The sequence below is a fragment of the Arthrobacter sp. NQ4 genome, assembly GCF_029077345.1.
Classification (GTDB): domain Bacteria; phylum Actinomycetota; class Actinomycetes; order Actinomycetales; family Micrococcaceae; genus Arthrobacter.
In genome coordinates this window covers 33,967-56,910 of sequence record NZ_JARETC010000007.1, presented here as the reverse complement: position 1 = coordinate 56,910, position 22,944 = coordinate 33,967, and the positions used below count along the sequence as shown (strand labels likewise).

The 22,944-nt window shown below is 67.2% G+C and carries 17 protein-coding genes and 1 tRNA gene; 7 read left to right on the top strand and 11 right to left on the bottom strand.

Annotated features, from left to right (window positions below; genetic code table 11):
- Positions 1-13 precede the first annotated feature (13 nt).
- The 7 genes from prfA to argS form a co-directional block, all read right to left on the bottom strand.
- Positions 14-1,087, bottom strand: a complete 1,074-nt coding sequence (prfA, locus tag PUN51_RS13140) for a peptide chain release factor 1 (RefSeq protein ID WP_275181261.1) — start codon at positions 1,085-1,087, stop codon at positions 14-16.
- Between the two features lie 256 nt (positions 1,088-1,343).
- The gene (rho, locus tag PUN51_RS13135) at positions 1,344-3,482 is read right to left on the bottom strand and encodes a transcription termination factor Rho (RefSeq protein WP_275181260.1); all 2,139 of its coding nucleotides are present in this window, start codon (positions 3,480-3,482) and stop codon (positions 1,344-1,346) included.
- Positions 3,483-3,774: 292 nt separating this feature from the next.
- Positions 3,775-4,749 carry a homoserine kinase gene (gene thrB, locus PUN51_RS13130; protein WP_275181259.1) on the bottom strand — a complete coding sequence of 325 codons (975 nt, stop codon included), beginning with the start codon at positions 4,747-4,749 and terminating at the stop codon, positions 3,775-3,777.
- A gap of 2 nt (positions 4,750-4,751) precedes the next feature.
- Positions 4,752-5,858 carry a threonine synthase gene (gene thrC, locus PUN51_RS13125; protein WP_224026471.1) on the bottom strand — a complete coding sequence of 369 codons (1,107 nt, stop codon included), beginning with the start codon at positions 5,856-5,858 and terminating at the stop codon, positions 4,752-4,754.
- Complete coding sequence (locus tag PUN51_RS13120) at positions 5,859-7,175, bottom strand: homoserine dehydrogenase (RefSeq protein ID WP_275181258.1); 1,317 nt, start codon at positions 7,173-7,175, stop codon at positions 5,859-5,861.
- Positions 7,176-8,648, bottom strand: a complete 1,473-nt coding sequence (gene lysA, locus PUN51_RS13115; protein WP_275181257.1) for a diaminopimelate decarboxylase — start codon at positions 8,646-8,648, stop codon at positions 7,176-7,178.
- A gap of 5 nt (positions 8,649-8,653) precedes the next feature.
- Positions 8,654-10,318 (bottom strand): arginine--tRNA ligase, encoded by a 1,665-nt coding sequence (argS, locus tag PUN51_RS13110; protein ID WP_159631632.1) that lies wholly within the window; start codon positions 10,316-10,318, stop codon positions 8,654-8,656.
- Positions 10,319-10,641: 323 nt separating this feature from the next.
- Between argS and PUN51_RS13105 the strand changes: the two genes are divergently transcribed.
- The 4 genes from PUN51_RS13105 (at position 10,642) to PUN51_RS13090 (ending at position 13,660) form a co-directional block, all read left to right on the top strand.
- A complete protein-coding gene (locus PUN51_RS13105) occupies positions 10,642-11,055 on the top strand; it encodes an FMN-binding protein (protein ID WP_275181332.1) in 414 nt (137 codons plus the stop codon).
- Between the two features lie 3 nt (positions 11,056-11,058).
- Positions 11,059-11,931: an FAD:protein FMN transferase gene (locus PUN51_RS13100; RefSeq protein WP_275181256.1), complete on the top strand. Its 873-nt coding sequence runs from the start codon at positions 11,059-11,061 to the stop codon at positions 11,929-11,931.
- Positions 11,928-13,475 (top strand): ferredoxin--NADP reductase, encoded by a 1,548-nt coding sequence (locus tag PUN51_RS13095; protein ID WP_275181255.1) that lies wholly within the window; start codon positions 11,928-11,930, stop codon positions 13,473-13,475. Before PUN51_RS13100 ends, PUN51_RS13095 begins: the two co-directional genes overlap by 4 nt.
- A 112-nt stretch (positions 13,476-13,587) precedes the next feature.
- A tRNA-Arg gene (locus PUN51_RS13090) sits at positions 13,588-13,660 on the top strand.
- 93 nt (positions 13,661-13,753) lie between these two features.
- On the opposite strand, the gene PUN51_RS13085 is transcribed toward PUN51_RS13090, so the two are convergent.
- Positions 13,754-14,704: a cation diffusion facilitator family transporter gene (locus PUN51_RS13085; RefSeq protein ID WP_159631629.1), complete on the bottom strand. Its 951-nt coding sequence runs from the start codon at positions 14,702-14,704 to the stop codon at positions 13,754-13,756.
- 124 nt (positions 14,705-14,828) lie between these two features.
- Between PUN51_RS13085 and PUN51_RS13080 the strand changes: the two genes are divergently transcribed.
- The 3 genes from PUN51_RS13080 (at position 14,829) to hrpA (ending at position 20,330) form a co-directional block, all read left to right on the top strand.
- A complete protein-coding gene (locus PUN51_RS13080; protein ID WP_275181254.1) occupies positions 14,829-15,881 on the top strand; it encodes a M4 family metallopeptidase in 1,053 nt (350 codons plus the stop codon).
- A gap of 59 nt (positions 15,882-15,940) precedes the next feature.
- Positions 15,941-16,276, top strand: coding sequence for a protealysin inhibitor emfourin (locus PUN51_RS13075; RefSeq protein ID WP_224026478.1), 336 nt, complete (start codon positions 15,941-15,943; stop codon positions 16,274-16,276).
- Positions 16,277-16,340: 64 nt separating this feature from the next.
- On the top strand, positions 16,341-20,330 hold the full coding sequence (hrpA, locus tag PUN51_RS13070; protein ID WP_224026479.1) for an ATP-dependent RNA helicase HrpA: 3,990 nt from the start codon (positions 16,341-16,343) through the stop codon (positions 20,328-20,330).
- Between the two features lie 73 nt (positions 20,331-20,403).
- Here hrpA and PUN51_RS13065 read toward each other — a convergent pair whose 3' ends face one another.
- From PUN51_RS13065 to PUN51_RS13055, 3 genes are read right to left on the bottom strand one after another with little or no spacing between them, the layout of a single operon-like run.
- Complete coding sequence (locus PUN51_RS13065; protein WP_275181253.1) at positions 20,404-20,832, bottom strand: HIT family protein; 429 nt, start codon at positions 20,830-20,832, stop codon at positions 20,404-20,406.
- Positions 20,829-22,013, bottom strand: coding sequence for an NAD(P)-dependent alcohol dehydrogenase (locus tag PUN51_RS13060; protein ID WP_224026480.1), 1,185 nt, complete (start codon positions 22,011-22,013; stop codon positions 20,829-20,831). The genes PUN51_RS13065 and PUN51_RS13060 overlap by 4 nt, the downstream gene beginning before the upstream one ends.
- A complete protein-coding gene (locus tag PUN51_RS13055) occupies positions 22,010-22,903 on the bottom strand; it encodes a sulfurtransferase (protein WP_275181252.1) in 894 nt (297 codons plus the stop codon). The genes PUN51_RS13060 and PUN51_RS13055 overlap by 4 nt, the downstream gene beginning before the upstream one ends.
- Positions 22,904-22,944: the final 41 nt, after the last annotated feature.

Here is a 22,944-nt window from a genome sequence, read left to right as displayed (position 1 = left end):
TGGCAGCTTCCGATCAGTCGCCGATGGCGTCCAGCCGCGCCTGTTCGTCCATTTCGATCGCCGACTGGATGACCGGTTCCAGGTCACCGTTCATGACCTGGTCCAGGTTGTAGGCCTTGTAGCCGGTGCGGTGGTCGGCGATCCGGTTTTCCGGGTAGTTGTACGTGCGGATGCGCTCGGAGCGGTCCATGGTGCGGATCTGCGACTTGCGCTGTTCCGAGTTGTTGGCGTCGATCTGCTCCTGCTGGTGCGCCAGGATGCGGGCACGGAGGACGCGCATGCCGGCCTCACGGTTCTGCAGCTGCGACTTCTCGTTCTGCATGGCCACCACAATGCCGGTGGGAAGGTGCGTGATGCGCACAGCGGAGTCCGTGGTGTTCACGGACTGGCCACCCGGGCCCGAGGACCGGTAGACGTCGATCTTGAGGTCGTTCTGGTTGATCTCGAGCTCTTCCGGCTCGTCCACTTCGGGCAGGACCAGCACGCCGGCAGCCGAGGTGTGGATGCGTCCCTGGGACTCGGTCACGGGCACGCGCTGGACGCGGTGCACGCCGCCTTCGAATTTAAGCCGGGCGTAGACGCCCTCAGCGGGGTCGTTCGAGTTGCCTTTGACGGCCACCTGGACGTCCTTGTAGCCGCCCAGGTCCGATTCGGTGGCGGAGATGATTTCGGTCTTCCAGCCGCGGGACTCCGCGTAGCGGGTGTACATGCGCAGCAGGTCGCCGGCGAACAGGGCAGCCTCGTCGCCACCTTCGCCGCCCTTGACCTCGAGGATCACGTTGCGGGCGTCGTCCGGATCGCGCGGAATCAGCAGGCGCCGCAGCTTGGCGGCAGCAGTCTCCAGCGCGGCCTCGAGTTCAGGCACCTCGGCAGCAAACTCGGGATCCTCGGCAGCCATCTCCTTGGCGGCAGCAAGGTCATCCCGGATGCCTTCCCACTTGTGGTAGGCCTCAACAATGCCATTGAGCTGAGCCGACCGCCGCCCCAGCTTCCGGGCAAGCCGCTGGTCAGCATAAACAGCAGGATCCCCCAGCTGCGCCTGGATGGAGTCATGCTCATCAAGCAGGCCCTGTACGGACTCAAACATCTATAAACCTCTTTCGACTTGTACAAGTCTAATGACTGCCATGCGGAGACTGACCGCACGTCCGGACGCGTGCCCGCATTTGGTGAGATAACTGCATGGCGTTCGGATTTTGCCGCCCCGGGAGTGGCATCGGGCCTGCCGGAGCTGGGCGGCGAACGATCGAAGATCGAAGCCGCCCAGCGAAGGGGCGGGGGCGGCAAAATCCGAACGACAAAGGCGGGGCCGGCAAAATGCGTCGGCCCCGCCCTCGGTGAAACTATTTGTCGTTGTCCGACTTCGCACCAAGCGTCGTCTTCTGGACCTGCATGAGGAACTCGACGTTGCTCTGGGTTTCCCGGATCTTGTTGGTGAGCAGTTCAAGGCTCTGCTGGGTCTCGAGTCCGGAGAGGACGCGGCGCAGCTTCCACATGATCTTGACTTCTTCGGGCGAGAGCAGGTTCTCTTCGCGGCGGGTACCGGATGCGTTGACATCCACGGCCGGGAAGATGCGCTTGTCTGCCAGCTGGCGGGACAGGCGTAGTTCCATGTTGCCGGTGCCCTTGAACTCTTCGAAGATGACCTCGTCCATCTTGGAGCCGGTCTCAACGAGGGCGGTGGCCAGGATGGTGAGCGAGCCGCCGTTTTCGATGTTGCGGGCGGCACCGAAGAAGCGCTTGGGCGGGTAGAGGGCTGCGGAGTCCACACCACCGGACAGGATGCGGCCGGAGGCCGGTGCTGCCAGGTTGTAGGCACGGCCCAGGCGGGTCATGGAGTCCAGCAGGACCACCACGTCCATGCCCATTTCCACGAGGCGCTTGGCGCGTTCGATGGAAAGTTCGGCCACGGTGGTGTGGTCGTCTGCGGGACGGTCGAAGGTGGAGGCAATGACCTCACCCTTGACGGTGCGCTGCATGTCCGTGACTTCTTCGGGCCGTTCGTCAACCAGCACCATCATGAGGTGGACCTCAGGGTTGTTGGTGGTGATCGCGTTGGCGATGGACTGCAGGATGAGCGTCTTGCCGGCCTTGGGCGGGGAGACGATCAGGCCGCGCTGGCCCTTGCCGATCGGGGCGACGAGGTCGATGACACGGGGGCCGATCTTCTTGGGGTCGGTCTCGAGGCGCAGGCGCTCCGACGGGTACAGCGGAACCAGCTTGGCGAATTCGACGCGGTCCTTGAGTTCTTCCGGCGTCTTGCCATTGACGGACGTGACGCGGACCAGGGCGTTGAACTTCTGGCGGTTGGACTGCTGGCTGCGGTCTTCGCCTTCGCGCGGTGCACGGATTGCGCCTACCACGGCGTCACCCTTGCGCAGGTTGTACTTCTTGACCTGGGCCAGGGAGACGTAGACGTCGTTGGGGCCGGGCAGGTAACCGGAGGTGCGGATGAACGCGTAGTTCTCCAGGACGTCGAGGATGCCGGCGACCGGCAGCAGCACGTCGTCGTCGGTGACCTCGACGTCGTCTACGTCCGGGCCTTGGTTGCGGCCGCGACGGCGGTCGTTGCGGTCGCGGAAGCGGTCGTTGCGCGAGTTGTCCCGGTCCTGGCCGCCGGAACGGTCGTTGCGGTCATTCCGGTCGCGGCGGTTACGGCGGTTGCGGCGGCTTCCGCCGTCGGCGTCGTCGTTGTCGCGGTTGTCCCGGCTGCCATCGCGCTGGCCGGCTTCGCGGCTGCCGGCATTGTCGCGGCCGCCATCGGAATCGCGGGTGTTGTCACGGCCGCGGGTGCGGCCGCCGTCACGGCGTTCGGTGCGCTGGCTGGCGTCCCCTGCTTCTGCGGGGGTTTCGGTGCGCTGTTCACCTGCACGCTGTTCGCCTGCACGCTGTTCCGCGGCCGGCTGCTCTGCCGGGGTTTCCACCGGGGCTTCCTGGACGGAGGCGGCAGCGGCTTCGCCGCGGCGGCGGTTGCGGGTGCGCGGCTGGCGGCGCTCGGGGGCGCCTTCCGTTGCCTCGGTGGTTTCCGCGGGGGCGGCCGACGGCGCCTCGACGGCTGCGGCGGCAGGTGCGGCAGCGGTTTCCACGACGGGAGCTTCGGTTGCCGGGGCAACCACGCCGTCACTGACAGCACGGCGGCTGCGGCCGCGGCCGCGGGCACGGGTGCCTTCAGCGGCAGGAGCTTCCGCGGCAGCGGCCTCCGGAGCGGCTGCGGCAGGAGCCACGCTGCTTTCCGGAGCCTTTTCCGTTGCCTTCGCAGGAGTCTTAACGGTCAGGGTCCCTGCGCGGTGGGCGGAGATGGCCGAAACCAGGTCCCCCTTGCGCATGCGGGAGCCGCCGGAGATACCGAGCTGGCTGGCGAGGGCCTGCAGCTGGGCGAGCTTCAGGCCGGCGAGGCCACTGCTCTTGGCGGGTGCGGCCGATGATTCGGCAGCAGAAGTTGTGTGTTCCACAGCTGGCGACAGCTCAGTGGTTTCGGTCACGAAGGATCCTTCCCCCTCGACGGCGTCCAGACTGGGAGCTGGACGCGATGATTTGATCTGGGCTGCAGTTCAGATCTGCAGCCGGATTTCAGCCTTGCCGGTTGGATTTCGGCCAGCAGGGCCGGATACTGATTCACCTTGCGCTGCGCCCACGGCGCAACGCCTGACTGACGCTTCAGGGGCAGTTGGATGCTGCAGATTCCTGCGACAGACCAAGCAGGTGGCACCGGAATACATTCACAGTGGTAGATCAAACAGCAACTGAATGCAGGAGCAGATCAGATAGGCGGAATTACCGCCGGTGCACGTCCACCTTAGCACCTTCAACGTCCACTGCGAGCTTCAGCACGCGCCAGCCAATGTCCGGCGTGTTCTCCGATGTAAAGGCCTCAATGAAGGCCAGTGCCTCACTGGCCTTCGCTTCGCCGTTGGCCAGCACCAGGACGGTTGGCCCGGCGCCGGACACCACTGCTGCGTAGCCTGCTTTACGGAGGGCGCCGATGAGCGCCGCGCTGGGCCGCATGGCTTCCGCCCGGTAGCTCTGGTGCAGGTAGTCCTCGGTGCCCGGCAGGAGAAACTCAGGCTTTTGCGTCAATGCATGGATCAGCAGCGCCGCACGGCCCGAATTCATGGCCGCCGCATGGTGTCCCACTGATGCGGGCAGCAGGGCGCGGGCGGCTTCGGTGGACAGTTCGAAGTCGGGTACCGCCACGATGGGGATGATCGAACCGGTCACGGTGGCAGTGGTGCTGCTGTACTGCTCACTGTCCTGCCATGACAGCGCCAGTCCGCCGAAAATCGCGGGTGCGACGTTGTCCGGGTGGCCTTCCATTTCGCTGGTAAGCTGCAGGATCCAGTCGCGGCCGCGCTGGTTTTCCCCTGGAACCATGGCATTGGCAGCAGACACAGCCGCCACGACCGCCGAGGCGGACGAGCCCAGTCCCCTGCCGTGCGGGTTGACGTTTTCGGCAGTCACCTTCAGGCCGCCGTGGCGGAAGCCCAGCCGTTCAAAGGCCGCATCCATGGCCCGGATCACCAGGTGGCTGGCATCCCGGGGAAGGGTTTCCGCCCCTTCACCGCGCAGGTCAAAGACGAGTTCGTCCGTGTCCAGGCTTTCCACGGTCAGGGTGTCGTGCAGGGCCAGGGCAAGCCCCAGGCTGTCGTAGCCGGGACCAAGGTTGGCCGTGGTGGCGGGGACGCGGACAGTGACGCGCTGGCCCGGCTCAATCAGTTGCAGTCCGACGGCGGCCTGCGAGGTGGTGTCCAAGGTTATTTTTCTTCCAGTCCCAGCTCAGCGGCTACGGTGACGACGTCGTTGGGGACCTTGACCGGCTGAACATCGCTGCCGTCCTCGGTGCGCAAGGCCCACTGGGGATCCTTGAGTCCGTGGCCTGTGACGGTGATGACGATGGTTTTTCCGCTGGGGACCTCGCCGGCGGCGTGCTTCTTGAGCAGTCCGGCCACGCCTGCGGCGGAACCGGGCTCCACGAAGACGCCTTCCTTGGACGACAGCCAGCGGTGGGCGTTCAGGATCTCCTCATCGGTGACGGCCTCGATGAGCCCGCCGGATTCGTCACGGGCGCCGACGGCACCGTCCCAGGACGCCGGGTTTCCAATGCGGATGGCAGTGGCGATGGTGTCCGGTTCCGTGATGGGGTGGCCTGCGACGAAGGGGGCGGCACCGGCGGCCTGGAAGCCCCACATGGCAGGTGTCCTGGTGGATACGGCGGGAAGGGTACCGGCCGTCTCCGATTCGAAGGGAGCGGAGTACTCTTTATAGCCCTTCCAGTAGGCCGTGATGTTGCCGGCGTTGCCCACGGGCAGAACGTGGATGTCCGGTGCGTCACCCAGGGAATCGACCACTTCGAAGGCGCCGGTCTTCTGGCCCTGGATGCGGGCGGGATTTACCGAGTTCACCAGGAAGACGGGGTAGGACTCCCCCAGCTTGCGGGCTATGTCCAGGCAGTTGTCGAAGTTGCCGTCCACCTGGAGCAGGGTGGCCCCGTGGGCGATCGCCTGGCTGAGCTTGCCCATGGAGATCTTGCCTTCGGGCACCAGCACCGCGCACTTAAGGCCGGCGGCCGTAGCGTAGGCAGCAGCAGAGGCGGACGTGTTGCCGGTGGAAGCGCACACAACGGCCTTCGCGCCGGAGGCAACTGCTGCCGTCATCGCCATGGTCATGCCACGGTCCTTGAAGGAGCCGGTGGGGTTCATGCCTTCCACCTTGAGGTAGACCTCGGAACCGGTGAGTTCGGAGAGCTTCTGCGCGTGCACCAGCGGGGTGCCGCCCTCGCCCAGGGTGATGACCCTGGTGGACTCCGTCACGGGCAGACGGTCAGCGTATTCGCGGATGACACCGCGCCATTGGTGAGCCACTTAGACTCCTTCTACCCGCAAAACGGATGTAACTGAATTGATGACGTCCAGGCCCTTCACGGCCTCGACGGTGGCTGCGAGGGCAGCCTCTGACGCACGGTGGGTGACGATCCGCAGTTCGGCCGACTCCACGTTGGAAGCTGAATCGCGGTGGATGGTCTGCCGCATGATTTCGATGGAGACGCCGTGCTCGGCGAAGAGCTGGGCGATCTTTGCCAGGACGCCGGGCTGGTCGGCGACGTCCAGGCCAATGTAGTAACTCGTGGTGGCCGCGTCGATGGGCAGCGCGGGAACGTGGCCCGTGGTGGTTTCGGTGCGGCCGGGACCGCCCAGGACCAGGCGCCTGGCTGCTGACACGAGGTCGCCCAGGACAGCGGATGCCGTCGCGGTGCCCCCGGCGCCCTGGCCGTAGAACATCAGCTCTCCGGCGTTTTCGGCCTCGATGAATACCGCGTTGAAGGCACCGCGGACGGCGGCCAGCGGGTGTTCGCGCGGCAGCAGGGTGGGGTGCACGCGGACGGACACGCCTTCCTTGCCGTCGGCGTCGGTCAGTTTCTCCGCGATGGCCAGCAGCTTGATGACGAAGCCGGCGTCCTTTGCGGCGGCGATGTCCGAAGCACTGACGGACGTGATTCCCCCGCAGTGGACATCGTCCAGCGCAAAGCGGGTGTGGAAGGACAGTGACGCGAGGATGGCGGCCTTGGCGGCGGCGTCGTGGCCTTCGACGTCGGCAGTGGGGTCCGCTTCCGCGTAGCCAAGGCGCTGGGCTTCGGCGAGGGCATCGGCGAACTGGGCGCCGGTGGTGTCCATCTGGTCAAGGATGAAGTTGGTGGTGCCGTTGACGATGCCCAGCACCCGGGTGATGCGGTCGCCCGAGAGGCTGTCGCGGATGGGGCGCAGGATCGGGATGGCGCCGGCCACCGCGGCCTCGTAGGACAGCTGGACGCCGGCTTTGTCCGCTTCTTCGTAGAGGGTGGGGCCGTCCTGGGCCAGGAGTGCCTTGTTGCCGGTGACAACGCAGGCGCCGTTGCGCAGCGCGGAGAGGATCAGGGTGCGGGCAGGCTCGATGCCGCCCATCAGTTCGATCACCAGGTCCGCGTCCTTGACGAGGGTTTCGGCGTCGGTGGTGAAGAGCTCCTGCGGCAGGTCCACGTCGCGGGCAGCGTTGACGTTGCGCACGGCGATGCCGCTGAGCTGCAGGCGGGCACCGGTGCGGGCAGCGAGGGCGTCGGCGTCCTCAATGAGGATCCGCGCAACCTGGGCTCCAACGTTGCCACAGCCCAGCAGGGCTACTTTCAGCGTTCGCATTTCCGTCATTCAGGCTCCCATGTCGCGGTTCAGCAGATCTTCTTCGGTTTCCCCGCGGACAATCAGCCGGGAAGATCCGTCGCGCACCGCGACAACGCCCGGCCGGGCCAGATAGTTGTAGTTGCTCGAGAGGGCCCAGCAGTAGGCGCCGGTTCCCGGTACAGCAAGCAGATCACCGGCTGCCACGTCCTCGGGCAGATATACATCTCTAACAACTATGTCGCCGCTCTCGCAATGTTTGCCCACTACGCGGGACAGCTGCGGGGCGGCGCTGGAGGTGCGGGAGGCCAGGACTGCCGAATAATCCGCGTCGTACAGCACCGGGCGGGCGTTGTCGCTCATGCCGCCGTCCACCGAAACATACCGGCGGGGATACGTAACGTTGTTGCCCGCGTCACCGTCACCGGACGAGCCGGGTGCGTCCACGCGGACCGTCTTCAGCGTGCCCACTTCGTACAGGGTGAAGGTAGTGCTGCCAACGATCGCACGTCCCGGTTCAATGGAGATGCGCGGCGCGTCAATGCCCAGTTCGCCGCACGTGGAACGCACGACGGCGGCCATCGCGTTGGCGATCTCCGCGGCAGGGCGCGGGGTGTCCACCGGCGTGTAGGCGATCCCGTAGCCGCCGCCAAGGTCCAGCTCCGGCAGGATGATGGAGTACTTTTCCTGCATGGCGGCAAGGAACCGCAGCAGCTTCTCGGCGGCCAGCGCAAAGCCGTCCGGCTCGAAGATCTGGGAGCCGATGTGGCAGTGCAGGCCCAGCAACTCGATACCGGGATGCGCTGATGCAGCGGCCACCGCTTCCTCGGCAGCGGAGATCCCGGCTTCATCGGTGGTGTCGGCCGCCATGGACAGGCCGAACTTCTGGTCCTCGTGGGCGGTGGCGATGAATTCGTGCGTGTGGGCATGCACGCCGGGGGTGAGCCGCAGCATGACCTTCGCCTGCTCCCCGCGCCCCTGCGCGATCGCACCGACGCGCACGAGCTCATCGAGGCTGTCCACCACAATCCGCCCCAGGCCCATGTCAAGCGCCCTGTGGATCTCGCCGTCGGACTTGTTGTTGCCGTGCAGGGCGACGTCCGCCCCGGGAATTCCGGCCCGGTAGGCCACGGCGAGTTCCCCGCCCGAGGCCGTGTCCAGCCGCAGCCCCTCTTCCTCCACCCAGCGGACCACCGCGGTGCAGAGGAACGACTTGCCGGCGTAGTAGACGTCCACTCCCCCGCAGATATCCGCGAAGGCGTTGTTGAACGCGTCGCTGAATGCCCTGGCCCGGGCACGGAAGTCGTTCTCGCTCATCACGAAAAGCGGGGTCCCGTATTGCCGCTGCAACTCGCTGACGGGGATGCCGCCAATGGCGAGTTCACCGTCGGCGTTGCGCGCTGCGTCGCCGGCCCACATCGGTTCGTGGAGGGCATTGAGGTCATCCGGAACGGCAAGCCACTCCGGGGCAAGCGGAGAGCCCTGTGCTGCTGTGTGCGTCATGGGTCCTACATCCGTTCCGGCGCGGAAACGCCCAGCAGGTCAAGGCCGTTCGCCAACACCTGGCTGGTGGCGTCATTAAGCCAGAGCCGGGTGCGGTTGAGGTCCGTGACGGGTTCTTCACCCATGGGGGCAATACGGCAGGCGTCGTACCAGCGGTGGTACGCCCCTGCGATGGCCTCCAGGTGGCGCGCCACGCGGTGCGGTTCGCGCAGTTCGGCAGCCTTGGCCACGATGGACGGGTAGCTGCCCAGGTAGGACAGCAGCTCGTTTTCCGTGGCGTGGTCCAGGAGCGACGCATCGAAGCTGTCCTGGCCGTCCACCTGGCGTTCGACGCCGGCGGCCACAGCGTTGCGCGCGGCGCCCCGGGAGCGGGCGTGGGCGTACTGGACGTAGAACACCGGATTCTCGTTGCTGTGCTTCTTCAGCAGTTCCGGATCAAGGGTCAGCGGCGAGTCGGCGGGGAACCGTGCCAGGGAGTAGCGGACGGCGTCCTTGCCCAGCCAGTCGATCAGGTCCTTGAGTTCGATGATGTTGCCGGCGCGCTTGGACAGCTTAGCGCCGTTGACGGACACCAGCTGGCCGATCAGGACTTCGATGTTCACCTCGGGATCGTCACCGGCAGCGGCGGCGATGGCCTTGAGCCGGTTGATGTAGCCGTGGTGGTCGGCGCCCAGGAGGTAGATCTTCTCCGTGAAGCCACGGTCCTTCTTGGACAGGTAGTAGGCAGCGTCCGCGGCGAAGTACGTGGGCTCGCCGTTGGCGCGGATCATGACGCGGTCCTTGTCGTCGCCAAAGTCCGTGGTCCGCAGCCACACCGCACCACCGTCGTCGAACACGTGGCCCTGCTCGCGAAGGCGCGCCACGGCACTCTCAATGGCGCCGGCGTCGTGCAGCTCCTGCTCGGAGAAGAAGACGTCGAACTCGACGCCGAAGTCCGCCAGGGTGGCCTTGATGTCCTTCATCTGGGCCTCGTAGGCGGCGGCCCGGATGACCGGCAGGGCGGCCACTTCGGTGAGCTCACGGATGTCCGGGTGCGCGGTGAGGACTTCATGGCCAAGCTCGGCGATGTACTGCCCGGGGTAGCCGCCGTCCGGCACCGGAAGGCCGTGCAGGCGGGAGTAGACGGAGTTGGCGAAGGTGTTCATCTGCGAGCCGGCGTCGTTGATGTAGTACTCCGCGGTGACATCAGCGCCCGAAGCGCGCAGCACGCGGGCGATCGAGTCGCCCAGGGCGGCCCAGCGGGTGTGCCCGATGTGCAGCGGCCCGGTGGGGTTGGCGGAGACGAACTCCATGTTGACGGTGCGTCCGGCGAGCGCAGTGTTGGTGCCGTAGTCCTTGCCGGCCTCGACGATGGCCTTGGCCAGGGCACCGGCGGCTGCGGCGTCCACGGTGATGTTCAGGAATCCGGGCCCGGCGATATCCACGGCGGAGACGCCGTCGATGGACTTGAGCCGGCTGCTGAGGACGGCGGCGAATTCGCGCGGGTTGGTGCCGGCCTGCTTGGCGAGCTGGAGGGCGATGTTGGTGGCCCAGTCGCCGTGGTCCCGGTTCTTGGGTCGCTCCACGCGCACCTCAGCCGGAATGGCTGATGCCGCAAGGTCGATATCGCCGGCGGCGACGGCGTCCTTGAGGCAGGCGGATATGGCGAGGGAAAGTTCTTCGGGAGTCACCCCTCTAGCGTACCGGGGGCCAGTGACAGCAAAGAATTTGGGCTGTGCACGCCCCCCGCGGCGTGGAAAAGGAATCTTCCGGGCCGGTTCCGTGAACCATTCGGGCGGATCCGGCGTTGACTCAACCGTAGCCACTGCCGCACGGCGCCGCCCCACAGCAGGTGGCAGCCCCACGGAAGTGAACAGCCCACAGAGAAACGAGAGCCTTCATGAGACCCTCCATCCCTAAAAGCCCCATCACTCCCGGGAGTGATTTGTCCTTGAAAGGCCCTTCTGTTTCCACAGTCCTGCTCCGGAGAAGCCTCTTCGCCGGTATCGCAGGGCTGTCCCTGGCGGGAATCGTGGCGGGCTGCGCGCCGTCCACCGCCGACAGCACCCCCGGTACTGCCGCGGCACCGGGCGCCCCCACTGCCGGATCCTCCGCCCTGGCCGGCAGCGGCGGCACCTACAAAGACGGCACCTACAGTGCGGACGGCAACTACGTCTCGCCCAACGGCACGGAAACGGTGGGTGTTCAGCTGACGCTGGCAGCGGGAAAAGTCACGGACGTCCAGATCAGCCAGCACCCGTCCAACCCCAACACCCGCAAATTCCAGGGCCAGTTCGCCGGGGGCATCGCAGCCCAGGTGGTGGGCAGGAACATCGATGAACTCAACGTCTCCAAGGTTTCCGGGTCCTCACTGACCAGCGGAGGGTTCAACCAGGCGCTGGAGAAGATCAAGGCGGAGGCGCACTAGGCGGTGTCCGCGACGGACCAGGAAGACTTTTCGTTCCAGGCGATCGGCACCGGCTGGCACATCACCACTCCCCTGCCCTTGCCCGCAGCCGTGCGGACACGGGTCCTGGGCAGGGTGGAAAAGTTCGACGGCGAGTGGTCCCGTTTCCGCGCCGACTCCCGCGTTGCAGCCATGGCCCGGCGGCCCGGACGCTACTCCTTCCCGGAGGAGGCCGCGCCACTGGGTGAGCTGTACCGGCAGCTTTACGACCTGACGAACGGCGCCATGACACCCCTCATAGGCGGGAGCCTGGAGCGACTGGGGTATGACGCAGCGTACTCCCTCCGGGCAGCGGGGCCGCCGCTCCCGGCACCGGACTGGGAATCGGTCCTCACGTGGTCCGGAACGGTCCTGACTGCCGGCGCCCCTGTGGTCCTGGACATTGGCGCCGCCGGCAAGGGCCTGCTGGTGGACCTGCTGGCGCAGGAGCTGGCGGCCGCCGGTGTGGGCGGGTTCGTCATTGATGCCGGCGGGGACCTGCTGGCCCGCGGAACCGGACCCGTCAGCGTGGCGCTTGAACACCCCTACAACCCGGCACAGGCGATTGGCGTGGTGGACCTGGAGGGCCGGGCCCTGTGTGCCTCGGCCGCCAACCGGCGCGCCTGGGGCGACGGACTGCACCACGTCCTGGACGGAACCACTGGGCAGCCGGTCCGGACCGCCGTCGCCACCTGGGCACTGGCGGAGACGGCCATGGTTGCCGATGCCCTCGCCACCGCCCTCTTCTTCGTTCCGGGCGCCCTGCTCCAGGAGGCGTTCGACTTTTCCTGGCTGACGGTCTTTTCCGACGGCAGCGCAGCCTATTCCACCGAATTCGAAGGGAAGCTGTTCGCATGAGCCCCGTGGACACACCACAAACCGGTCCGGCACCCTCCCTGACGGGCCGGATAGGCACCGCCGTGGGCAGGTTCACCATGTACCGGCTCATCCTTGTGGTCCTGGCAGTACTCGCCGCCTACAGCCTGCTGCTGAATGTGCTGGGCTGGCTGACGTTCGGAATCCCGGAAATGCTGGCACACCTGGCGCTGTGCCTGGGCTTGACCTACGCCGCCAACCGGGCCCTGGCGGCACTCTTCCGGGTCAACCCCCATACCGAGTCCTCGCTGATCACCGGCCTGCTGCTCTATTTCCTGTTCTGGCCGTCCCTGCAACCGAGGGACCTGGCGGGGGTGGCGCTGGCGTGCGTGCTGGCGTCGGCGTCCAAATACGCACTGGCGTGGCGCGGACGGCACATATTCAATCCCGCCGCGGCCGGCGCGTTTGCCACCGGACTCACCGGGCTGAACATCGCCACGTGGTGGGCCGCGACGCCGGCCATGCTCTGGGTGCTGGTCCCGGGCGTGCTGGTGGTCCTGCACCGGACACGCAAGGTGCTGATGGCATCCGTGTTCACGGGGGCAGCCACCGCGATCATTACCCTTGAACTGCTTCGCTCGGGGATGACGGCCGGGATGGGCGTCTGGCAGGCCCTCGCCCAGCGTCCTGTGCTCTTCTTTGTGGGCTTCATGCTGACCGAGCCCCTGACATTGCCGCCGCGGCGGCCCCAGCAGTTGGCACTTGCAGCTGTGGTTGGGGTGCTCTTCGCGGTGCCGTGGAACCTGGGCATTGTGGCCAACTCCCCGGAGGCGGCGCTGCTGGCGGGCAACCTGCTGGCTTTCCTGGCGGGCCAGCGCGGGGCCGTAAAGCTCCGGTTCGCAGGGAGCCGCCCGCTGACGCCCACCACCGCCGAGTTCTCGTTCGAGCCCGCCCGCCCGGTACGTTTCCTCCCCGGACAGTACATGGAGCTGGACCTGCCGCAGGCCAGGCCGGATGGAAAAGGCCGGCGCCGGGTGTTCAGCCTGACCGGCTCCCCCGGCGAGCGCCTGGTGAAATTTGGCGTCCGGACGGCGGGCCCTCTGTCTGCGGCAAAGGCGGCGCTCCTGGCGCTGCAGCCGGGGGACGAAGTGACAGCCACGGCGGTGGGCGGCGACTTCGTCCTGCCGCGGGATCCCCGCCGGCCGGTTCTGCTCATCGCGGCGGGCATCGGCATCACGCCATTTGTGTCCCACCTGTCTTCCGGGGCCCTGCGGGAGCGGGACGCTGTGCTCCTGCTCCTGGCCAGGAGCGCTGATGAGGTGGCCTACGCGGAAGAACTCGGGACGTCCGGCATGCGTGTACTGGTGCGGCTGGCGGATGGCTCCGACCCGCCTGCCGGCCTGGCCTCCGCGTCCGCCGGCGCGTCCGGCCGGCTGGATGGAACGGCGCTTGCAGCGCTTGTCCCGGATATCGACCGCCGGGAGGTTTACGTTTCCGGCTCGCCCGCAAGCGTCGCATCCCTCCGCCGCGCGGCCAGGCGGGCCGGGGCGCGGCGGGTCCGGACGGACTCTTTCTCGGGCTACTGAGGCTGCTTCGGCAACCACCCTGGACTGGTCCGGGCGGCGGTTTTCCCTTGCGGGCCACCTTCCTGCTAAGCTCTAGGACGTCCCGCCGGGAACGGCAGGATATCCGGAATTTGCCCTCGTAGCTCAGGGGATAGAGCGTCTGCCTCCGGAGCAGAAGGCCGTAGGTTCGAATCCTACCGAGGGCACATGGAAACCCCCGCCGCTTCTTGAAGCGGCGGGGGTTTTTCGTTCCCGTGCGTCCTGCCCCCTGCCGGTCCGGGCCGCCGGAAGGCGCCGGCTCAGAAACGCAGGGCTGCCTCGTCAAGGGTTGCCAGGGTCAGGACGGCTTCCTCTACCGTTTCGTGGTCCTCCAGCTCACGCTCAATCCGGCGCAGGGCCACCGCCACCTCGTGCTCCGGGTGGTCCCCCTCCAGATCCACCGCCGCCACCAGGTACAGCTTGCGCGGGCCGACGAATTCCAGGTGCAGGTAGGTGAGCCGGGCGATGTCGCGGTGCTCCAGCACCCGCCGGGCCATGGAGCGCTCGATGTCCGGGGTGACGCCCTGGCCCACCAGGAAGCGCCTGTTGCGGTCGATCAGGACAACCGCGACGACGGCGAGCAACACGCCGACGACGATCGAACCGATCGCGTCCGGCAGGGGCGAGCCGGTGACCTGGTGCAGGAATACGCCCACGAACGCCACCACGAGGCCGATCAGCGCGGCGGCATCCTCGGCGAAGACCGCGCGCAGGGTGGGATCGGAGCTGATCAGGACCTGTTCAAGGGTGTGCCGTTCCAGCTCGTGGGCCGCCTTCCGGGTCTGGCGGAACGCCTGGACGAAGGAGACTCCCTCGAAGACGAAGGCCACGGCAAGGACGATGTACGCCACGGTGAAATCCGCCGCCGGTTCAGGGGCAATGATCTCCTGGATGCCGTGCATGATGGACACCACTGCCCCGGCGGTAAAAAGGCCGAACGCGGCGAACATCGACCAGACATAGGCTTCCCGGCCGTATCCCATGGGGTGGCTCTTGTCCCGCGGCCGGGCAGAGCGGCGCTCCGCGAAGAACAGGAACACCTGGTTTCCGGTATCCGCCCAGGAATGCGCTGCCTCCGCGGCCATCGAGGCCGAGCCGGAAAGGACAGCGGCCACTGACTTTGCCGCCGCCACGAGCACATTCGCCACGAAGGCGATGATGACAGTCAGCAGGGTGGAGCTGGATTTTGTTCGCTTTTCGGTTTCAGCCATGCGCCTACCGTACCCAGCCCTGCCCGCTCCAGCGCCCGGCGGCTGCTGAATTCGTGCCGGTGGCGTCCCTGTCATTGTCGGTGGCTCCTCTTAGGCTGATTTCACCTAGTTGAGGGGGTACGCCATGCACGTTCCATTCTGTTCAATCATTCCGCCGTACATGCTGCGGCGGCTGGCGCAGCAGGATGCGCCGGAGTTCTCGTCCGCGGCAAGCGCCGCCAGGAAGGCGCTGGGCCACGTCGAATCGTTCCAGGCTGCGCGTTCGCAGGCTGTTCCGGCCCTTCCGCCGGGCCTGCGGCCGGAAAAGCCAGGACCCGTCAACCGCGCCGTCTACGACGCCGGCGGGGACGAAACCCTCCCGGGCAGGCCTGCCCGCGAAGAAGGCGGACCCGCCACCGGCGATGCCGCTACGGACGAGGCCTATGACGGGCTGGGGAACACGCACAGGCTGTATGCCGACGCCTTCGGGCGGGATTCGGTGGACGGCCGAGGGCTGAAGCTGGACGCCACGGTGCACTTCGGCAAGCTGTACGATAATGCCTTCTGGAACGGCAGCCAGATGGTCTTCGGCGATGGCGACGGCGACGTCTTCGAGCGCTTCACCAAATCCGTCAGCGTCATCGGTCACGAGCTGGCACACGGGGTCACCCAGTACTCGGCGGGGCTTGTGTACCGCAACCAGGCGGGTGCCCTGAACGAATCCATGTCCGACGTCTTCGGCGCGCTCGTTGAGCAGTACGTCAAGAACCAGACCACCGCGCAGGCCAGCTGGCTGATCGGGGAAGGGCTCTTCACGTCCAAGGTCCAGGGGCGGGCCCTGCGGTCCATGAAGGCGCCGGGGACCGCGTACGACGACGACGTGCTGGGCAAGGACCCGCAGCCTGACTCCATGGACTCCTACGTCCGGACCAGCGCGGACAATGGCGGCGTACATATCAACTCCGGCATCCCCAACCGCGCCTTCTACCTGGTGGCGGAGGCACTGGGCGGCTGCGCGTGGGAGGCTCCGGGCCGGATCTGGTACGAGACCCTGACCAACGGTTCCCTGCCGCCCGCCGCCACGTTCACCGTCTTTGCCCGTGCCACGGTCCGCGCTGCCGCCGACCTTTTTGGTCCGGAGTCCCCGGAGCATGACGCCGTGGGGGCGGCGTGGGAAACTGTGAAGGTCAAGGTTTAACCACTGCCCGGCGGCCCACTCACTGGCCCCGGGCCGTATGGAAGCCCAGGGGCCAGGCCATGAAGATCAAGGTGGAGCGCACCGGCGGGATCGCGGCAATCACTCGCGTGTGGACGGTGGACGCCCGGACGGACAGCGACCTCAGCCAGTGGCAGCCCATTGTCGAGGCCTGCCCGTGGGATGCGGTTCCCAGCACTCCACGGGCAGCCGCGGCGGCCTTCGAGGCGCCCCGGCCGGACCGCTTCATCTACTCCATCACGGCCGGGCAGCGCAGGGCTGCCCTGCCCGAGCATGCCCTCACCGGTCCATGGCGCATCCTGGTTGATACCGCGCGGGCCGCCGCGGAGGAAGCCGGCGGACCACTTCCCGGCGCGGACACCGACGGGCCCGGCTGAGGGCGGGCGGCGGCCGGGAAACGACGAAGGGGCGGTTCCCTACGGCAGTAGACTGTCTGCAGCCATGACTTTTCATATCTCCTATCCCGCCGAGCTGCCGGTTTCCGAGCGCCGCGAGGACCTGATGGCCGCCATCGCCGCCAACCAGGTGACCATCATCGCCGGCGAGACCGGCTCCGGAAAGACCACCCAGATCCCCAAAATGTGCCTGGAACTGGGACTGGGCGAGAAAGGCCTCATCGGGCACACCCAGCCCCGCCGGCTGGCAGCGCGGACCGTGGCGGAGCGCATCGCGGAGGAGCTCGGTGTCGAGATCGGGCAGGAAGTAGGCTTCCAGGTCCGGTTCACGGGTGAGGTCAGCAAGGCGACCAAGGTCAAACTCATGACCGACGGCATCCTGCTCGCCGAGATCCAGCGGGACAAACTGCTGCGGAAATACAGCACCATCATCATTGACGAGGCGCACGAACGCAGCCTCAACATCGACTTCATCCTGGGCTACCTCAAGCGGGTCCTCCCCCAGCGGCCGGACCTGAAGGTCATCATCACCTCGGCCACCATTGATCCCGAACGGTTCGCCAAGCACTTCGGCACCCCGGACGACCCTGCCCCCATTGTTGAGGTGTCCGGCCGGACCTACCCGGTGGAAATCCGCTACCGCCCCCTCTCGCAGCCGAAAGCGGACGAAGAAGACGCCTCTGACGACGAACTTGAGGAAGACCGCGATCCGCTGGACGCCGTCTGCGATGCCGTGGACGAACTTGCCGCCGAAGCCCCGGGGGACATCCTGGTGTTCTTCTCCGGCGAGCGCGAAATCCGGGACGCCGCGGAAGCATTGCAGGCCCGCATCCAGTCCAACCGCAGGCTGGCCAACACCGAGATCCTTCCCCTGTTTGCGCGCCTGAGCCTGCAGGAGCAGCACAAGGTGTTCCATCCGGGCAGCAAGCGACGCATCGTGCTGGCCACCAACGTGGCGGAAACGTCACTGACAGTTCCGGGCATCAAATACGTCATCGATACCGGCACCGCCCGCATTTCCCGGTACTCGCACCGCACCAAGGTCCAGCGCCTGCCCATCGAGCGCGTCTCGCAGGCGTCGGCCAACCAGCGCTCGGGCCGCTGCGGCCGCGTGTCCGACGGCATCGCCATCCGGCTGTACTCCGAGGAAGACTTCGAATCCCGGCCCCGGTTCACCGATCCTGAGATCCTGCGGACCAACCTCGCCGCCGTCATCCTCCAGATGACCGCCATGGGCGTGGCAAGGGGGCCCAAGGACGTGGAGGACTTCCCCTTCGTCGAACCGCCGGAAACCCGGGCCATCAACGACGGCGTCACCCTCCTTCGCGAGCTCGGCGCCCTGGCTCCCCCGCGCTCCCAAGGTACCGGGACCAAGGCTGAAGCAGCCGGCGGCAGGGGCGGGCCGCAGGGCGGCGGCCTCACCGCCGTCGGGCAGAAACTTGCCCAGCTGCCCGTGGATCCGCGCCTGGGCCGCATGATCGTGGAAGCGGGAAAGCGCGGCTGCGTCCGCGAGGTCATGGTGCTGGCTGCCGCGCTTACCATCCAGGACCCGCGCGAACGGCCCACCGACAAGCAGCAACTTGCCGCGGAAAAGCACAACCGCTTCCGGGACGAAAACTCTGACTTCACCGGCTACCTCAACCTCTGGAACTACCTGCAGGAGAAGCAGCAGGAGCTCTCGTCATCGGCCTTCCGGCGGCTGTGCCGCGCCGAGTTCATCAACTACCTGCGGGTGCGGGAGTGGCAGGACCTCTTCACCCAGCTGCGCCAGCTTGCCCGTCCGCTGGGGATCACGCTGGACAACAAGCGCCTGGCGGATCCCGTGGGCAACCACGACGGCATCCATATCAGCCTGCTCTCCGGACTCCTTAGCCACATCGGCATCCTGGACGAGCGCAAGCGCGAATACGCCGGCGCCCGGGGCAGCCGCTTCGCGATCTTCCCCGGATCGGCGCTGTTCAAGAAGTCCCCCACGTTTGTCATGGCGGCCGAGCTGGTGGAGACCAGCCGGCTTTGGGCCAGGGTGGCCGCCAAATTCGATCCGGTATGGGCTGAGCAGGTGGCCCCGGACCTGGTGAAGCGCAGCTACAGCGAACCCCATTGGTCCACCAGGCAGGGCGCGGTCATGGCCTACGAAAAGGTCACCCTCTACGGCGTTCCGATCATCGCCCAGCGGCGGATCAACTACGGCCGGGTGGATCCGGTGGTTGCCCGTGAGCTGTTCATCCGGCATGCCCTGGTGGAAGGCGACTGGCGTACCCACCACAAGTTCTTCCACCGCAACCGGGCGCTCCTGCACGAGGTGGAGGAACTCGAGGCCCGCATGCGCCGCCGCGACCTGCTGGTGGATGACGAAACGCTGTTCGAGTTCTACGACGCCAGGATCGGCCCCGACGTGGTGTCCGAGCGGCACTTCGACAAGTGGTGGAAGGATGCCCGCCGGGAGAACCCGGACCTCCTGGATTACGACAAGTCACTGCTCCTCAGCGATGACGCCGACGACCTGGACGTCTCCGCCTACCCGAAGACCTGGCTGCACAAGGGCTTCGAGCTTCCGCTGACGTACGAATTCCATCCGGTGGCACCGGGCTCAGCCCCCGACCCGTCCGACGGCGTCACTGCCGAAGTGCCGGTCCTGTTCCTGAACCAGCTCGACGACGCCCCGTTCCGGTGGCTGATCCCCGGCCAGCGGGTGGAGCTGGTGACCGCCCTGATCAAGTCGTTGCCCAAGCAGATCCGGAAGAACTTCGTCCCCGCCCCCGATGTCGCCCGGCAGGCAGTTGCCGTCCTCGAGTCCGACTTCGATCCCGCCACGGACGATCTGGAGCCCTCGCTGGAGCTTGCGCTGCGGCGGATCCGCGGCGCGGTCATCCCGCCCGGCTCCTGGAACTGGGACGCGGTCCCCCCGCACCTGCGCGTCAGTTTCAAGGTGGTGGACAGCAAGGGCAAAGTCCTGGGCGAGGGCAAGGACCTCGCCGGGCTTCAGGAGCAGCTTGCCCCCGCCACCCGGCGTGCCATCGCCGAATCGCTTGGCGCCACCCCGGCCTCCACTGCGCCCGGAGCCGCCCCTAACGGGCAGCGCCGGAAGGGAAAGGCGTCCGACGGCGGCCCACCGGCCCGTCAGCAGGGCGCCGGGGTGCCGGGAGCCCCGGCCACGGCAGGGTTCGTGGAGCAGGAAGGCCTGACCGAATGGACCTTCGGCACCATCAAACGCCAGGTGAGCAGCATGGTCAAGGGCCACACAGTTACCGGTTATCCGGCGCTGGTGGACCAGGGCAAGACGGTAGCCTTGCGCGTGTTCCAGACGTCAGAAGAACAGCTCGACGCCATGCGCGGCGGGGTGATCCGGCTGCTGGCACTGCGCGTTCCGGCGCCGGACCGCTACGTCCTGGAGCACCTGAGCAACACCGAGAAACTCACGTTCAGCCAGAACCCGCACGGCTCGGTGTCGGCCCTGATCGCGGACTGTGCGCTGGCGGCCATCGACAAGCTCACGCCACCGGAACTGCCCTGGGACCGCCAGGCCTTTGACGCCCTGTATGAGCTGGTGCGCGCTGAACTGATTGACACCGTCTTCACGGTCACGGCCGTCGTCGAGCGCATCCTGGCCAGCACCCGGCGGATCGAAAAGCAGCTCAAGGGCACCACCAGCCTGGCCCTGATCAGTGCGCTGAACGACGTCAGGAGCCAGCTGGAGCAACTGGTGTACCCGGGTTTTGTGGCACGCACGGGCTACGCCCAGCTCAGCCAGCTTCCGCGGTACCTTGCGGCCATCGAGAAGCGGCTGGAGCGCCTGCCCGGGAACGTGCAGCGGGATGCCCTGAACATGGCAGTGGTGCAACGGCTGGAAGACGACTACGACGACGCCGTGTCGGCGCTGCTGCCGGGGCGGCGTGCCGGACGGGAGTTAACCCAGGTGCGCTGGATGATCGAGGAACTCCGGGTGAGCCTGTTCGCCGTCGAGCTCGGAACTGCCTACTCCGTGTCCGAGAAGCGCATCCGAACGGTGCTGAACAAGGCCCTCGCCCCGGCCTGAACACCTTCTGCTGCTCAGCGCGTCCTGCGTGCCCGGCCGGCAAAAGCCGGGCACGCAGGACGATGACGGGACGTCAGGCCGCAGGTACGAAGTCCCCGTAGCCGGCCGTCCGGAGGCCCTCGCGGAGCTTTTCGGCGTTGGCATCCAGTACTGCGGGATCGGGATTCTGGTCCGCTGAGCCGAAGTCGAAGTCGGCCATGCTTTGCGACGGCCACACGTGCGCATGCAGGTGGTTGACCTCGTAGCCGGCCACGATCAGCCCGGCCCGCCGGGCGCGGAAGATGTCCACCTGGACCGCACCGATCCGCCGTGCCACTTCCATGACCCTGGCCAGGGTCTCCGGCGTGGCGTCAGTCCACCGGTCCACTTCTTCGGTGGGGACCACCAGTGTGTGGCCGTCGGCAAGCGGTCCGGTGGTAAGGAACGCCGCGACGTCGTCCTCGCGCCAGACGAACCGGCCGGGAATCTCGCCCTTCAGGATCTTTGTGAACAGGGTGCTCATGCGTCTGCCTCCTCGGCTGCTGCCTGCAGCGTGCTGGTGTCCAGCACGAACCGGTACTTTACGTCTCCAGCGACCATCCGGTCGTAGGCTTCATTCAGCTGTCCGGCGGCCACCATCTCGATATCGGCAACCACGCCGTGCTCGGCGCAGAAGTCGAGCATCTCCTGCGTTTCGGCAATGCCGCCGATCAGTGAGCCTGCATAGGCGATCCTGCGACGGATCAGGGCACCCGGATTGACCGGCGGCATGGCTTCGGAGGGCAGCCCCAGCTGGAAGAGCGCGCCGTCCACGCGCAGGGTGCGGAAAAAGGGGTTCAGGTCGTGGGGGGCCGCCACAGTATCGATGATGAGGTCGATGCTGCGGTTCGCGGCGGCCATCGCGGCCTCATCGCGGGACAGGACAACCTCATCCGCGCCCAGTTCCAGGGCGGCCGCAACCTTGGATTCGGATGTAGTGAACACCACCACCTTCGCGCCCATGGCCTTGGCCAGCTTGACCGCCATGTGGCCCAGCCCGCCAAGCCCCACGACGCCCACCACGTCGCCTTCCTCCACGTCGAAGTGGCGCAGCGGCGAAAATGTGGTGACGCCGGCACACAACAGTGGCGCGGCGGCTGCCGGATCCAGCGATTCCGGTACGCGCAGGACGTAGCGGCGGTCCACCACGATGGACGACGCATAACCGCCCTGGGTGATGGCGTCCCCGTTCCGCCGGTCCTTTGCGCCGTAGGTGCCGGTCATCCCCTTTTCGCAGTATTGCTCAAGGCCGTCCAGGCAGCTTTCGCATTCGCGGCAGGAGTCCACCATGCAGCCAACGCCCACGCGGTCGCCCACTGCGAAATCGGTGACGTTCGAACCGGTCCTGCTGACCGTTCCCACGATTTCGTGGCCGGGGACCAGGGGGTATGTCTGGCCGCCCCATTCTCCGCGGGTGGCGTGCACGTCGGAGTGGCAGAGCCCGCAGAACTCGATGGCGATTTCCACATCGTCCGGTTTTGGGGCGCGTCTGGCGACCGTCAGCGGCACCAGCCCGCTGGCTCCGGACACGGCGCCGTACGCTGCGGCGCGCACGCCGGAGTCCGGGGCTGCGACTGCTGGGGTTCCGGCGGCTGCGGGCGCGGCTCCGGCCACGGGCGGAATGGGATGGGCAAGGGGCGGTGGTACGGGACGTCCTGGTGTCATAGTGCGACGCTACCCCCGGCTCCGCCGGAGATTCCACCCGGAGCCGCGCCGTCCCCAGGTTCCGCGCCGGTGGCGACCGGCAGGTCCGGGCGGTTGGACCACTCCGAGAAGGAGCCCGGGTAGAGCGCAGCGGAAAACCCGGCCAGTTCCAGTGCGGCCACCTCATGCGCCGCGGTGACGCCGGAGCCGCAGTAGACGGCCACCGGCCGGCCGTCCTGCACGCCCAGGGATTCGAACCTCCGCCGCAGCTCGGCCGGGGCAAGGAACCGCCCGGCCTGGTCCAGGTTCGCAGCGGTGGGGGCGCTGACTGCTCCGGGAATGTGGCCGGCACGTGGATCCACCGGTTCAATCTCGCCCCGGTACCGCTCCCCCGCCCTCGCGTCGAGCAACAGGCCGCTCTGCGGCCAGGTGGCGGCAGCACCGGCGTCGGCCACGGGCATCTGCCCGGTGCCCAGCTCAACATCGCCGGGGACGGGATGGACCGGGCCCGCCTCACGCGGCAGGCCGGCGGCACGCCAGGCGCCCAAACCGCCGTCGAGCAGGTAGACCTCGCGGACGCCGGCGTCGCGCAGCATCCACCACAGCCTGGCCGCCGCCATGTTCCCGCTGTCATCGTAGGCAACCACCACGTCACCGTTCCGCAGGCCCCACCGGCGGGCCGACTCCTGGAAACGGTCGCGGGACGGCAGCGGGTGCCGGCCCCGGTCCGGCACGGCCGGATCGGCAAGCTCCGTGGCCAGGTCAACGAACACCGCGCCCGGCAGGTGCTCCGCCAGGTAGTGGTCCTGGCCATGCGGATCGCCCAGCACCCACCGCACGTCCAGCAGTACCGTCCGGAGCCCGGAAGCAAGCCTGGCTTCAAGGCCGGGGACGTCGATCAATGGCTTCATGGTGCTCCTTCTGCGGAATACGGGCCATGTGCTGGCGCCGG